Source organism: Pandoraea oxalativorans, assembly GCF_000972785.3.
Taxonomy (GTDB): Bacteria; Pseudomonadota; Gammaproteobacteria; order Burkholderiales; family Burkholderiaceae; genus Pandoraea; species Pandoraea oxalativorans.
Genome location: NZ_CP011253.3, coordinates 3,266,978 through 3,280,301 on the forward strand (window position 1 = coordinate 3,266,978; position 13,324 = coordinate 3,280,301).

At 62.8% G+C, this 13,324-nt stretch carries 13 protein-coding genes and 1 tRNA gene; 5 read left to right on the forward strand and 9 right to left on the reverse strand.

Annotated features, from left to right (window positions below; genetic code table 11):
* The first annotated feature begins 204 nt into the window (after positions 1-204).
* Positions 205-942, forward strand: a complete 738-nt coding sequence (locus tag MB84_RS14395) for an AzlC family ABC transporter permease (protein ID WP_046292275.1) — start codon at positions 205-207, stop codon at positions 940-942.
* Entirely contained in the window at positions 939-1,262 is a 324-nt protein-coding gene (locus tag MB84_RS14400; RefSeq protein ID WP_046292276.1) for an AzlD domain-containing protein, read from the forward strand. The genes MB84_RS14395 and MB84_RS14400 overlap by 4 nt, the downstream gene beginning before the upstream one ends.
* Positions 1,263-1,332: 70 nt before the next feature.
* Here the strand turns inward: MB84_RS14400 and gshA are convergent, their stop codons facing one another.
* On the reverse strand, positions 1,333-2,895 hold the full coding sequence (gene gshA, locus MB84_RS14405; protein WP_046293830.1) for a glutamate--cysteine ligase: 1,563 nt from the start codon (positions 2,893-2,895) through the stop codon (positions 1,333-1,335).
* A 463-nt stretch (positions 2,896-3,358) separates the two neighbouring features.
* On the opposite strand from gshA, the gene MB84_RS14410 reads away from it, so the two are divergent.
* Positions 3,359-4,132, forward strand: a complete 774-nt coding sequence (locus tag MB84_RS14410; protein ID WP_046292277.1) for a sulfite exporter TauE/SafE family protein — start codon at positions 3,359-3,361, stop codon at positions 4,130-4,132.
* Between the two features lie 23 nt (positions 4,133-4,155).
* On the opposite strand, the gene MB84_RS14415 is transcribed toward MB84_RS14410, so the two are convergent.
* Positions 4,156-5,844, reverse strand: coding sequence for an AMP-binding protein (locus MB84_RS14415; RefSeq protein ID WP_046292278.1), 1,689 nt, complete (start codon positions 5,842-5,844; stop codon positions 4,156-4,158).
* 300 nt (positions 5,845-6,144) lie between these two features.
* Here MB84_RS14415 and MB84_RS14420 point away from each other — a divergent pair.
* A tRNA-Pro gene (locus MB84_RS14420) sits at positions 6,145-6,221 on the forward strand.
* A gap of 67 nt (positions 6,222-6,288) precedes the next feature.
* Here MB84_RS14420 and MB84_RS14425 read toward each other — a convergent pair.
* The 4 genes from MB84_RS14425 to MB84_RS14440 form a co-directional block, all read right to left on the reverse strand.
* Positions 6,289-6,612 carry a hypothetical protein gene (locus tag MB84_RS14425; protein ID WP_046292279.1) on the reverse strand — a complete coding sequence of 108 codons (324 nt, stop codon included), beginning with the start codon at positions 6,610-6,612 and terminating at the stop codon, positions 6,289-6,291.
* 76 nt (positions 6,613-6,688) lie between these two features.
* Positions 6,689-6,829 carry a hypothetical protein gene (locus MB84_RS30535; RefSeq protein ID WP_169835011.1) on the reverse strand — a complete coding sequence of 47 codons (141 nt, stop codon included), beginning with the start codon at positions 6,827-6,829 and terminating at the stop codon, positions 6,689-6,691.
* A gap of 564 nt (positions 6,830-7,393) precedes the next feature.
* Positions 7,394-7,888 carry a DUF934 domain-containing protein gene (locus tag MB84_RS14435; protein ID WP_046292281.1) on the reverse strand — a complete coding sequence of 165 codons (495 nt, stop codon included), beginning with the start codon at positions 7,886-7,888 and terminating at the stop codon, positions 7,394-7,396.
* Entirely contained in the window at positions 7,878-9,884 is a 2,007-nt protein-coding gene (locus MB84_RS14440) for a DUF2849 domain-containing protein (RefSeq protein WP_046292282.1), read from the reverse strand. Before MB84_RS14440 ends, MB84_RS14435 begins: the two co-directional genes overlap by 11 nt.
* 218 nt (positions 9,885-10,102) lie before the next feature.
* On the opposite strand from MB84_RS14440, the gene MB84_RS14445 reads away from it, so the two are divergent.
* A complete protein-coding gene (locus tag MB84_RS14445) occupies positions 10,103-10,348 on the forward strand; it encodes a hypothetical protein (protein WP_039402924.1) in 246 nt (81 codons plus the stop codon).
* A 35-nt stretch (positions 10,349-10,383) separates the two neighbouring features.
* Here the strand turns inward: MB84_RS14445 and MB84_RS14450 are convergent, their stop codons facing one another.
* The 3 genes from MB84_RS14450 to MB84_RS14460 all read right to left on the reverse strand — a co-directional run bounded on the left by MB84_RS14450 (position 10,384) and on the right by MB84_RS14460 (position 13,262).
* On the reverse strand, positions 10,384-10,743 hold the full coding sequence (locus tag MB84_RS14450; RefSeq protein ID WP_046292283.1) for a hypothetical protein: 360 nt from the start codon (positions 10,741-10,743) through the stop codon (positions 10,384-10,386).
* Between the two features lie 80 nt (positions 10,744-10,823).
* The gene (locus tag MB84_RS14455) at positions 10,824-12,410 is read right to left on the reverse strand and encodes a GGDEF domain-containing protein (RefSeq protein ID WP_084009797.1); all 1,587 of its coding nucleotides are present in this window, start codon (positions 12,408-12,410) and stop codon (positions 10,824-10,826) included.
* 102 nt (positions 12,411-12,512) lie between these two features.
* The gene (locus MB84_RS14460; protein WP_046292285.1) at positions 12,513-13,262 is read right to left on the reverse strand and encodes a YoaK family protein; all 750 of its coding nucleotides are present in this window, start codon (positions 13,260-13,262) and stop codon (positions 12,513-12,515) included.
* Between the last annotated feature and the right edge of the window lie 62 nt (positions 13,263-13,324).

A 13,324-nucleotide genomic window follows, 5' to 3' on the forward strand; every position in this document is an offset into this window, starting at 1 on the left:
CCCATCAGCCTCCAGTGGACTTTGCCAATGACGGCCACTGAACGGTGGCCGTTTTTGCGTCGGTCTCCCTATCGCTCGACGCAACGGCAAGCGCAAGAACGTACAAGCCGACACGCGGTGCAAAACGTTATGCTCGGGGCGTCGAATGCCCTTTTACCCTGTTGCCCTTCTCCTCAACACCTCAACCCACAGGAACGTCTCACCATGCCGGTTCTGTCTCGCACGGCAAGCTTTGCCGCAGGTGCCCGCGACACGTTGCCGATGATCGTCGGCGCGGCCCCGTTCGGCCTGATCTTCGGCGCGCTGGTCGCCACTACGCCGCTAGCACTCTGGCATGGTCAGTTGATGTCGCTCACCGTGTTCGCGGGGTCGAGTCAGTTCATCGCCGCCGGGCTTTTTGCGACCGGCGTAGGCTACGCCGTGCTGTGGGCGACGACGTTCATCGTCAACCTGCGCCATATGCTGTATGCCGCGAATCTTCTGCCGCACGTGAAGCATCTGAACCTGCGCTGGCGCGCGCTGTTGGGATTCCTGCTGACGGACGAGACGTTTGCCGTGACGAGCAGCCACTTTCACCGTCACCCCGACGATCCGATGGGCCACTGGTACTTCCTCGGCTCCGCGCTGTCGATGTACGTAAACTGGCAAGTGTGGACGCTCGCGGGCCTGCTGTTCGGCGCTGCGTTCCCGCGTCTGCAAACGTTGGGCCTTGACTTCGCGATGGTCGCGACCTTTATCGCCATCATCGTGCCGCAGATGGCGCGCATGCCGTGGGCCGTGGCGACGGTCGTCGCAGGCACTGCGGCGTACCTTTGTCAGTCGCTGCCCTATAAGCTCGGACTGCTGGTCGCTGTGGCGCTGGGCATCGCGGCAGGCATGCTGGCACTCCATGCGAAGCGTCGCGACGGCGCACACCCGAGGTCGACGCGAGGTGTCCAATGAACTACGTCCTGGCGATTCTAGGCATGGCGACGGTGACGTTTGCGGTCAAGGCGGGCATCTTCGTGCTGGGCGACCGCGTGCGGTTCCCGGAATGGTTGCGCGAAGCGCTGTCGTTCGTCCCGGTGACGGTGCTCACGGCGATCATCGTGCCGATGACGTTAGCGCCACATGGCAACGGGCTCGAACTGACGTGGCGCAATCCGCAACTCGTGGCGGCCCTCGTCGCCATCGCCGTCTGTGCGGCGACACGTCATCAGTTGCTCACCATCGGCGCGGGGTTAGCGGTGTTTTTCGCGTGGCAACTGGGCGTATTGGGATAGTAAGGACAACAACGAAGCCGATAAAAAAGCGCCTCGAGAGGCGCTTTTTGTCATGCGGCGATGCGCGGTGTCAGACCGTCACGGTACCCAACGTGCCAGCGCGATAAGCGGCGACGAAAGCATCGAAGTCGCCCACCTGCGTGCGTTCGAGTTCAGCCTGCGTGTCGAGCGATTTGCGGGCCAACGTCTCGAAGTGATCGACCACCGCCGGTTCGAGCGGCATGTCGCGCAGCGTCTGTGCGTGACGCTTGCTCTGATCCAGCGCGAACGCCTGAAACGCGCCGCCCTTCGTGCCGCGCAACGGCTCGAGCACCGCCATGACGCGGGCGGACGGCGTGAGCGTCACGTCCTGTACCTTCGCACGTTGCAGCGCCATCGAGTGCGCGTAGTGCGCGCCACCGCGTTGCGCGTCGAAGGCCGCGGCCGTGCGGTCGATGCGATCGAGCAGGTCTTCTGCCCAATCGGACAGCGTGATCGCTTCGCCGCCGCGATGCAGGACCAGTCCGGGCTTGCGACCTTCCTTGACGACGTGCGCGAAGTTGTCGCGATTCTCGATGTTTTCAGCGTTCGAGCAAGACGGGCTGTTCTCAAACGCGCAGAACAGCAGGAAGGCGTCGATGAACCGTGCGGTGTCGACGTCGATGCCGACGGGCTGGAACGGGTCGATGTCGATACAACGGACTTCGACGTATTGCACCCCACGGCGCGCCAGCGCCTGCACCGGACGCTCGCCGCTGTACGTCACCCGCTTCGGGCGAATCGTCGCGTAGAACTCGTTTTCGATTTGCAGCAGGTTCGTCGAGAGCTGAATCCACTCGCCGTCGCGCTTCGTGCCCAGCGCCTCGTAAGCCGGGTGCGGCTGGCTGACGGCTTGCGTGAGCGCGTCGATGTAGCTTGGCAGGCAGTCGTAGCACGGCGAGACTTCCGACTGCGCACTGTTCTGATAGCCGAGGTCGCTCATGCGCAGGCTGGTCGCATACGGCAGGCCGAGCGTGCCTTCGTCGAACGAATCGAGGCCGTGATTGCGCCCACGCAGGAACTCGGCATGCAGCACCGGCGAAGCACCGAACAGGTACATCAGCAGCCAGCTGTAGCGGCGGAAATTGCGGATGAGTGCGACGTAGCGCGCCGACTGATAATCGCGTGCACTGTCCTTCGAGCCCTCGGCTTCGCGCAGCAGTTCCCACACGGGCTCGGCGAGCGAGAAGTTGTAGTGAATACCTGCGATGCATTGCATCGGCTTGCCGTAGCGCAGTGCGAGGCCCCGGCGATAGACATGCTTGAGCATGCCGACGTGAGAGGTGCCGTAGTCCGCAATCGGAATCACGTCTTCCGGCGGCAGCGCGGGCGGCATCGAATCGCTCCACAGCAATTGCGCGCCGAGCTTGCGATAGGCGAACTGATGGATTTCGTCCAGACGGGCGATGACGGCGGCCGCGTCGTGCTGCGGCGGCGTGATGAATTCGAGCAGCGCTTCGGAGTAATCGGTGGTGATTTCGTCGTTGGTCAGGGCCGAGCCGAGCGCCTGCGGGTGCGGCGTCAGCGCGAGTTCGCCGTTGCCTTCGACGCGCAGCGTCTCACGTTCGATGCCCGACAAGCCCTGGCCGAGCAAGTCGCGATTGGCGGGTTGCATGATGAGCGCCAGACGCTGGTCGAGCAATGCGGCATCGGCGGTGTGTTCGTGTTGACGATTCTGGTTTTCCAACTTCCATCCCTCTGGGCAAGCGAACTGCTTTGGCATGGCTGTCGACGCCGAAGCCCGTCATGACGAGGCGTCATGATCGGTGTGGGGTTCGACGTCGAACGACATACGGAGGTCTACGGGGTGCCGACGACGGCGGCACGACCGCCGGAATCGGGATTCCGGGGGACGCGCCCGATGCGCGGCACGGCGCGAATTTGGCCTGAGCATAACTGAAAACGCCAAAGCGCGTCGGCCGCCACGCCAGCCGGGCTTTTCGGCTTCCGGGCGAGCTTCGGAATGCACTTTGGCGCGAGCCTCGGTGGGACCGCCCGCACCCGCCTCAGCGTGCGCCTGAGTCCCCCTGCGCGAATACCGCATTGGCGGCCCGCAGCACCGCGCAGATACTGGCGACATGATGAATATTCAACACCTCACCGACCTTCTCCCCTTGCTGGCACTGGGCCTCGTCACCTTCCTGCTCGCGGGTTTCGTCAAAGGCGTGATCGGGCTGGGCCTGCCGACGGTGGCCATCGGCCTGCTCGGACTGGCGATGCCGACGGCCGAAGCGGCGGCGATGCTCATCGTCCCGTCGCTCGTGACCAATATCTGGCAATTGCTGGCTGGACCGCGCTTCGCCGCGCTGGCGAAGCGGCTGTGGCCGATGCTCGTCGGGATCTGCGTCGGCACGTGGGCTGGCAGCGGCTGGCTGGCGAACGGCGGCAATCTCGCGGGGATGGCGCTGGGTGTCGCATTGCTCGCGTATTCCGTGCTCGGACTGGCGGCGGTTCGCCTGCATGTGCCGAAACACTGGACGGCCAGACGCGAAGGTGCCGTGGGCGGCGTGGTCGGCGTGGCAACTGGACTGGTGACGGCGGCGACCGGCGTCTTCGTGATCCCGGGCGTGCCGTTCGTTCAGGCGCTCGATCTCGACAAGGACGATCTGGTGCAGGCGATGGGCCTGTCGTTCACTGTCTCGACGATTGCCCTGGCGGCCGGACTGGCGCGCGACGGCGTCTTCCACGGCTCGGCGATCGGTGTGTCGTTGCTGGCGCTCGCGCCGGCACTGGGCGGCATGTTCATCGGGCAGTGGGTGCGAAGCCGCGTCAGCGCACCGGTGTTCCGCCGCTGCTTCTTCGTCGGCCTCGCCATGCTGGGTGCCGAACTGGTGATTCAGCACATGCGCTGAGCGGGACGCGAGACGTCGGCGCCTTACTTCAGATCGGCAAAATCGACGTCCCAGAATTCCATTGCCCGACGTGCTTCCAGACTCCGTCCCTCCTCCGTGCGACGGAGTTCGACGCGCCGGATCTTGCCCGAGATCGTCTTTGGCAAATCGCAGAATTCTATGCGGCGAACGCGCTTGTAGGGGGCGAGATGGTCGCGGCAGAAACGCAGGATATCGAGCGCGAGTTTGTCGTCTGCCTGAAAGCCCGAACGCAATGTGATGAACGCCTTCGGTACGGCCAGACGCAGCGGATCGGGACTGGGCACGACACCGGCTTCCGCGACGGCGGGATGCTTGATGAGTTCGCTCTCAAGCTCGAACGGGCTGATGCGGTAGTCGGACGCTTTGAAGACATCGTCGGCACGGCCAACGTAAGTGAAATAGCCACGGTCGTCGCGCATGGCGACATCGCCGGTGTGGTAGTAACCGTCGCGCATCGCATAAGCGGTTTTCTCGCTGTCGTCTTCGTAGCCTTGCATCAGTCCGGTGGGGCGCGGCGACAGCACCAGCGCCACTTCACCTTCGTCGGCCTCCGCGCCGTCGGGGTCGAGCAGCACGACACGGTAGCCCGGCATCGGACGCCCCATCGCCCCCGGCTTGACGGTCTGTCCCGGCGAATTGCCTATCTGGCAGCACGTTTCCGTCTGTCCGTACCCGTCGCGAATCGTGATGTTCCAGGCCCGCTTCACCTGATCGATGACCTCGGGATTCAACGGCTCGCCCGCGCCGATCAGTTCACGGAACTTCACGGCGTGACGTGCGAGGTCTTCCTGAATCAACATGCGCCAGACGGTCGGCGGCGCGCAGAGCGTCGTCACCTCGCAGCAGGCGGCCGTCTCCAGCGCGGCGCGGGCGTCGAAACGCGAGAAGTTGTAGATGAAGATCGTCGCACCTGCATTCCACGGCGCGAAGAAGCAACTCCACGCATGCTTTGCCCACCCCGGCGAGCTGATGTTCCAGTGCACGTCGCCTGGCTGAAGACCGATCCAGTACATGGTGGCGAGATGACCGACGGGGTAACTCTGATGCGTATGGAGCACGAGCTTGGGACGCGATGTCGTGCCTGAGGTGAAGTACAGCAACAACGGATCGGTCGCGAGCGTGACGCCGTCGGGCGTGAACTGTACGGGCGCCTCGTAGGCGGGCGTGAGCGACGTCCAGCCGTCGGGCGGATGATCGCCGAGCGCGAGGCGTCGATAGTCGCCGGGCAGATTTTCGAACTTGACGGCATCGCGCGCGGTGGTGACGACGTGCCGCACGCGGCCGCGCTCCAGTCGGTCGGCGAGATCACCGGCGACGAGCAGCGTGGTGGCGGGAATCATCACGGCGCCGAGTTTCATGCACGCGAGCATGAGGTCCCAGAGTTCGACCTGATTGGGCAGCATGAGCAGAACACGGTCGCCGCGCGACACGCCTTGTGCGCGCAGGAAGTTCGCGACACGATTCGAGCGTGCCGACATTTCGGCGAACGACAGACGCGCTTCACGGCCGTCTTCTTCTACGACCCAGAGGGCCGGGGTGTCGTTGCCTTGTGCTTGTGGATCGAAGAAGTCCAGCGCCCAGTTGAAATGGGTGAGGACAGGCCAACGGAAATCACGGTACGCCACGTCGTAATGGGCGCGCTGCGCGAGCAGCAGGTCGCGTGCGTCGCCGAATCCCTGGGTGTGCGGCATCGCTTGTCTCCGAGCCTCATGGGCGATGGACATAGGCAGATTTCCATTATCGTGAGGCCCTCCGAATACGACATCCGGAATAACCATCATGGATGCGGGAAGCCATGCGAATGCGCGACGACGCGATGCGTGAGCGAGGTCATGCGCGAAAAACAGAAGCGATTCAAGGAGTTGATGCGGCAAGCGATCGGTGGGCGCAAAAAAAGATGCGTCCGACGCGCACGCCCCCTATCTTTCGTGCGAAAAGCTCTGCTATAATCGCGTTCTTTCGAGCGATGCTTCCTAGCGATGCATCTCTCACGGGGCGTAGCGCAGCCTGGTAGCGTACCTGCATGGGGTGCAGGTGGTCGGAGGTTCAAATCCTCTCGCCCCGACCAGAATTGAAAAACCCGCACGGTCTTTGGCTGTGCGGGTTTTTCGTTTGTGTCAGCGGAAATGTGCGACCTAATCCGACACCGGAATATAAGCCTTCATGGTATAGCGCGCGTCCGGCATGACGACCAGGCGTGCCTCGATCACGCGCATACCTTCGTATCGAACGCAGACCGGCATGACATAAACGCAATCGAAAACGCGCTGCACGGTCGGTTCGTCGCCGGGCTCGACCGCACGAAACCGCATCGACCGTAACCGATCCAGCAAGAAGCCACGGACATCCTGCTCGGAGGGCGTCTCTACGCCAATAGCGCGGGCGAATTCATCGTGTGCGAATTTGCGGACGAGATCCACCGTCTCGTCCAGATTGGCCTGAACTGCGACTGTTTTCATGCGTTCCTCACATCGATGCGCCGTGATGATTCCAGCACTGATTCTGATACGTTCGTGAGCTTATCTAAATGACTCATCATCGGCCGTCCACCCAATCTTTGGCAAGCGCGGCAATCGTGTCGAGAGCTTCCTTCTCATTCTCATGGATTAGGCCGCCCATCTGACTGATCTGTTGATCTCGCAATATTCCGTCAGCGATATGAAGCACTTCGGCCACGCCTCGCGCCTTCCCGCACGGCGCAGGCATGACCGTGCAGACAATTCGAAATCCCTTATAAGAAAACGATCTGACCGTTGCCATTTGAAATCGCCCCTCGCGTACTTCGTGTCGGCAGGCCAGTCCTCTAGCGTTAGTGGCCCCTGCCAAACACCGCAATTCGAATGAGACACATGAAAACGGACGCGAAAAATCTCGCGTCCCCCTTGGTTCGCCGTTAAATCAATTCTTACTGCCAACGGAAAGATATGACAAATCTACCACTTTAAAAATACTGGTTTTTTTTACAGCGTTTCACGGCAATGCTCGCCATGTCTGCGCTCAATCGACAAGCTCGGTTTGCGGCAGCGGCTTGCTCAGAACATCGCCCGACGCAAAGTCGTATCCGAGCGCGCGCAGCGTGTCCGGTGCAAACGCTGAAGGGAATAGCACAACGAGAGGGGGCGCAGAAGCTGCGCAATCGGGCGGGAGGCAGAAGACCGCCCGGCACGGGACGGCATCACTGACGACGTTGACACGGTAGCGCATGGGAATGCGCAGGACCGTGTCACGTCGTTTGGGGCTTCAGGCCGTCAGACGGGCGAGCAGCGTGCGCGGACGTCCGGCACGCACTTGCGCGGCCAGTGCTGCTTCGCGCCAGCGCGCCGTGGGCACGTTCGACGGCGAGAGCAGGCTGTCGAAGCCACACGCCCACAACATCGCCAACTGGTCGGGCAACAGCGGACCTGCCGCACGGATCCCCCCCGTGAACTGCCACTTGTCGCGAAGGAACTTCGCCAGCGTGAAGCCACGACCGTCGCGCGTCTTCGGGAATTCGATCACGACGAGCGCCAGCTTCGGCAACAGCGCCGCGAGGCGCTCGGGGTCCTCGTGACCCTGCACGCGAATACCGGCGGGTGCCACACCCTGCGCATCCGCCGCGAGCCATGCGTCGAGCGGCAGCACGGTGTCACGGCTTACCGGACCCGCCGCGCTGCCATCATTGGCGGCATCGGAGACGTCGGCCGCGACATAAGTCCAGACGTCCTCGGTCGGCAGTCCGTTACGATCAATCAACATGCAAAGCTCCCTTGAATTCTTCTGCACCCACGCGTCCGAGCGTATCGATGAAGCGCTCACCGTCTTTACGCAGTTTCAGATAGCGTTCGAGGATGTTTTCGATCACTTGCGGCACCGCTTCGTATGAGACCCCCGGGCCGAGAATCTTGCCGACGGCCGCGTTGTCGTCCGCCGAGCCGCCCAGCGTGATCTGATAGTTTTCCTTACCCGCCTTGTCCACACCGAGAATGCCGATGTGCGCCACGTGGTGATGCGCGCAAGCGTTGATGCAGCCCGACACGTTGAGCGTCACCGGGCCGATATCGCGCTGTTGCTCCTCCGTAAAGCGCAACGCGATACGCTGCGCCACCGGTACCGAACGTGCATTGGCCAGCGCGCAATAGTCCAGCCCCGGGCACGCAATCGCGTCCGAAATCAGACCGATGTTCGGCGTCGCCAGACCGTTGGCCTTCAATTGCTTCCAGAGTGCATGCAATTCGTCGCGCTTCACGTGCGGCAGCACAAGGTTCTGCTCGTGCGTCACGCGCAGTTCGCTAAACGAGTACTGATCGGCCAGATCGGCCAGCACCAGCATTTCCTGTGCACTCGCATCACCCGGAATACCGCTGGCGGGCTTGAGCGAGACGACCGCGCTGATATACCCCGGCGCTTTGTGTTCGTGCGTGCAGGTGTCGACCCAGTGCTTGAAGTCGATGTCGTTCGCGTAGGCTTGTGCGAAGACGGCCGACTCGGCCGGCAGCGTTTCGAATTCGGGGAGGATGAAACGCTCGCCAATCGCCGCGATGACGTTTTCCGCGAGCGGACGATGCGTCTGTGCAATGCGCGCGAATTCTTCCTCGATCATCTCGATGAACTTCGCGGGCTGCATTTCCTTGATGAGAATCTTGATGCGCGCCTTATAGATGTTGTCGCGACGACCCAACGCGTTATACACGCGCAGAATTGCCTCGACATAGCGCAGCAGATCGGCCTCGGGCAGCCACTCGCGCACGAGCGTGCCCACGATCGGGGTGCGACCCAGACCGCCGCCCGCATAAATCTGGAAACCGACTTCGCCCTGCTCGTTCGTGCGCGCCAGAATGCCGATGTCGTGGAAACGCACAGCGGCGCGGTCCGTCTGACCGCCGGTAATGGCGATCTTGAACTTGCGCGGCAGGTATGTGAATTCGGGGTGATCGGTCGACCATTGACGCAGAATCTCGGCGTACACGCGCGGGTCGACGACTTCGTCCTTGGCCGCACCGGCGAACTGATCGGTCGTCACGTTGCGGATGCAGTTGCCGCTCGTCTGAATGGCGTGCAGGTCGACGTCCGCCAGTGCCGACAGAATGTCCGGCGAATCGGTGAGCGTCGGCCAGTTGAATTGCAGGTTCTGACGCGTGGTGAAGTGACCGTAACCCTTGTCGTAGCGATTCGCCACGTAGGCCAACTGGCGCAGTTGAACCGCGCTCAGGGTGCCGTACGGAATCGCGACGCGCAGCATGTAGCCATGCAGTTGCAGGTACAGACCGTTCATCAGACGGTAGACCTTGAAGTCGTCCTCGCTCAGCTCACCGCTCAGACGGCGCGCCACCTGCTGACCGAATTCGTTCGCGCGATCCTTGAGGTACTGGCGCTCCGACGGGTCATACCGATAGATGCCCGCATGTTCCGGGGCGACGCTCAGGGCCGGGGCATGCGCCAGAGCGGCTTGCGTCACTGCGTCGGCAGCCTGCTTGCCGAGGTCTTCGCGCACCGACGGGCCGCGCGAGCGCAGTTGCTCGCGGAAGTCCACCGGCACCGGGCCGACTTCACTCACCTCAGCCGGACGCGGCACGGGATCGACGATCAGATTTGCGGCTACGGACGCCTTGGCGGCAGCTTGCGCCTCATCGAGCCCCTCGGCATCGAACACATGCGCCTGCGCCAGATCGTCTACCCAATTGTGTTGTTTATCCAGCCAGACGACCAGACCGTCTTTGAGCCGGTTCGCCGAAATCAGATTGCCTGCGTTCATTCGATGCTCTCGATACCTGTAGTTTTGGCCGCGAGTTGGTGGAAAACAATTCGCGATTAGAACCGCAGGCTATCAAGAGGCGCAGGAATATACGAATATTCACTAGTTATGTAGACATTACGAGATGTTGTTTGGTGAAAAATTGACTCGGATAACTGTATTTTTATACAGTAGTCGTGCTACATTTCCCATCATTCAATTTCATCGTGAGTGCCACCATGAGCGACGCCAAATCCATCAAGTTCATCGTCGTGCCGTATCGCAAGAACAAAGACGGCGTACTGCAGCCGGGCGAGTTGCGACAGGCGAGTACGGAGTTCGGCGCGGTGCGCATTGCACAGTCGATGGCCTCCGGCTTTGCGGGGATTGCCGCCTACGAAGTGCTGGTCGACGAAGAGGACGGCACGATGGATGCCCCGCGCGTGTTGTTTCAGGAGGGCGCCATTCCGGCAATGGCCGACTGAATTGGCGGATTGCTTCGGCGCATGGGTCCGGCGAATCACTCCGGGCGCGACGGACGGGCAATGCTGTCGAACCGCTTGGTCTGGCGCGGATGCTGCATATCGCGCGTGTCGAGCGCGCGATTCGTTGCGGCGACGTCCTGATCGCTCGGCCCCGTGGACGCGCCGTTGCGCTCGCTCGCCATCCGGTTGATGCTCGCGCTGGCGGCATGGGCGTCGGCGACCGGTGCGCTCGGCTTGCCCACGGCGGCCACTGCCGTGCTCACCGCCGGTGTCTGATTCGACTGACGGATGCTGCCGAGATCGCTCGAACCGAGGTACGACTGTGCACTGGCATGACCGGCCGTCAGAAGGCCTGTCAGGCACACGATGGCTGAAAAGAATTTGGTGCGGTTCATAAGGCCCCCGGTCAGTGATTCGTTATCTTTGGACATGACGGCATTGTCTCAGTGTCTTTTCGCGTTGTCGCCCGCACAAATCACAGTTGACGCTCCCCCTCCGCCATTCGGCCTGGCGCCGTAGGCCTCATCACCGTTGTAACGCTGATGCAATTGCGGCCATTTTGCTTGGCCACACGCAATTGCGCGTCGGCGGCCTTCAGGATAGCGTCGGCGCTGTCGCACTCGGGCGCGCGCCCTGTCGCGGCCCCCACGCTCACCGTCACCTTGCCTGCGGCACTCCCTTCGTGATCGATATGCAAACGCTCGATGTCGCGTCGCAACTGCTCGGCCATCACCTCGGCCGCATGCGCGTCGGTCTCGGGCAGCACCACGGCAAACGCTTCGCCACCGTAACGCGCCGCCATATCGCTGTCGCGCCGCACATGCCCACCAATATTCTTCGCGACGGCGCGCAGGACATCGTCGCCGATCGAATGGCCGTAGGCCTCGTTGAAATGTTTGAAGTCGTCGATATCGGCAAACAGGATCGACAACGGGCTGCCTGAGCGTTTCGCGCGCCGCCATTCGCTACTGAGTTTGGCGTCGAGCGCGCGACGGTTAGCGAGTCCTGTGAGCCCATCGGTCATCGACAGGCTCATGAACCGTGCTGCGGCTGCGGCCCGTGTGCGCATCGCGGCCACGAGCAACCACGAGCCCGCGATCAGCGTGGCGGCGCACGCGAAGGCAATCGCGCCGAACAATAGGGCGTGGCGCTGCCATTCGTGCAGAAGGTCAGTCGTCGACGGCGTGACCACGACGAACATCGATGCCCCCGGCACCCGCACGGACCGGTACTCGCTCGCGCGCGTCCCACGCGGAAATGCCAGCGCCGCCGTGAGATCGCCATTGCGTGCCGCGTTGCCCGGCAAAACGACGAGTTGGCCCGACTGCGCCCCCGCGCACGGATCGCAGGCCAGCACCGTGCCCTTCTCTTCCACGATGTCGATGGATTGCAGATCGGCCGAATCGACGTCGTTCACCAGCGTGCCGAGACGATCCAGCCGCAGCGCAAGCACTGCGACCCCCGCAAACGAATGATCGGGCGCCGCAATACGGCGCGTGAGCGCCACCGACAACAGGCCGCCGTGCGTGCGTGACGCGTAGGGCTGGGAGATGTACAGGCCGAGCGAGGGGCTGCTCTCATGCGAGCGGAAGTAGTCGCGATCGGCCACACTGACGGGCTCGCCCCGCATCCGGTCGAGCGGCGCGGCAATGTGCCCGTTCTTGTCGACGACGTAAGCGTCGTCCAGAAAATCCCGGCTCAGTGCTTGTCCGAAGCGCACGCGGTCGCGCACCCGGTCCGGGAACAGCGGCGTGTCCGGATCTTCCGCCTCGCGCACCATCTCCTTGAGCAATGCATCGTAGACCGCGATGTTGCCGCCGAGGCTCGCCGCGACCACCGACGCCACGCTTTGCGCACGCTCCAGCGCGTGCTCATGGCGCGCCTGCCGGTCGGCACGCAGCAGCAGCGCCACGCCAGCGAGGATCGCCAGCGCGATGATCGTGCCGACCACACCGATCAGCCACGGGTCGTCGTCGAACTTGGCGGACACCGCGTGCCACCGCTTGCGGGTCCAGCTTCCTGCGGGATTGCGCGAACTGGGTACACCTGAGCTTGTAGTCATAGCGAATGGCCTGACAGCGATACCGGTGTGAGGATCGGCGAGGATGCCGAGCGCCAACGTGCGCCAACGTGCGCTAATGTGCGCTAATGTGCGCAACGATGGCTACCGCACGTTCTGCGAGATGTCGTCGAGCAGCGGCACGATGGCCAGCATGATGAGCACCACGGCGAGCGGGATCGTAGAGACGAAACCCAGATGCTTGAAACCCAACGCCCCCGTCATGCCGCCCAGAAAGAACATGCCCAGCAGCGCGCCGAGCAACCGCAGCTTCTGCCGGTCGCCGGTCACGCGCGGCAACGCCTGCGCCACACCCGGCCGGTTCCAGTACCCCATCTTGCCGAGTTCGATACCGATGTCCGTCACGAGACCGGTCACGTGCGTGGTCCGGATTTCGGACCGGGATATCTTGGTGATGATGGCGTTCTGCAAGCCCATCACATAGCACAGCAGTCCCACCGTGGCGGGCACGTACAACACCTGATGACTCTCCAGATTTGCGCCCATCACGCCGAACGTCAGCAGGAGCAGCGCTTCGAACATGAGCGGTACCGCGTACTCGCTCTGGGTGTGGTGGCGACGTCCCCAGTGGATTAGCACGCTTGATGTGGCGGCCCCGAGCAGGAACGCCAGCAAAGCGCTTAGCCCGGCGAGCACGATCACCCATTGACCGAGCGCGAGATGATCGGAGAGCGACGCCACGATCCCCGACATATGCGACGTATATTGCCCGACGGCAAGGAAACCACCCGCGTTGGCCGCCCCGGCGACGAACGCGAGCGAGCAGCCCAAACGCCGGTTCGCCGCGTCCGTGCGCACCGGTTGGGTGAAACCACGAAGATAGTTGATCGGCATGACGCAGGAGTCCCCGGCTTCGCACTTGGAGTATTCTAATGTGCGTTGACGTAAAGTCGGCG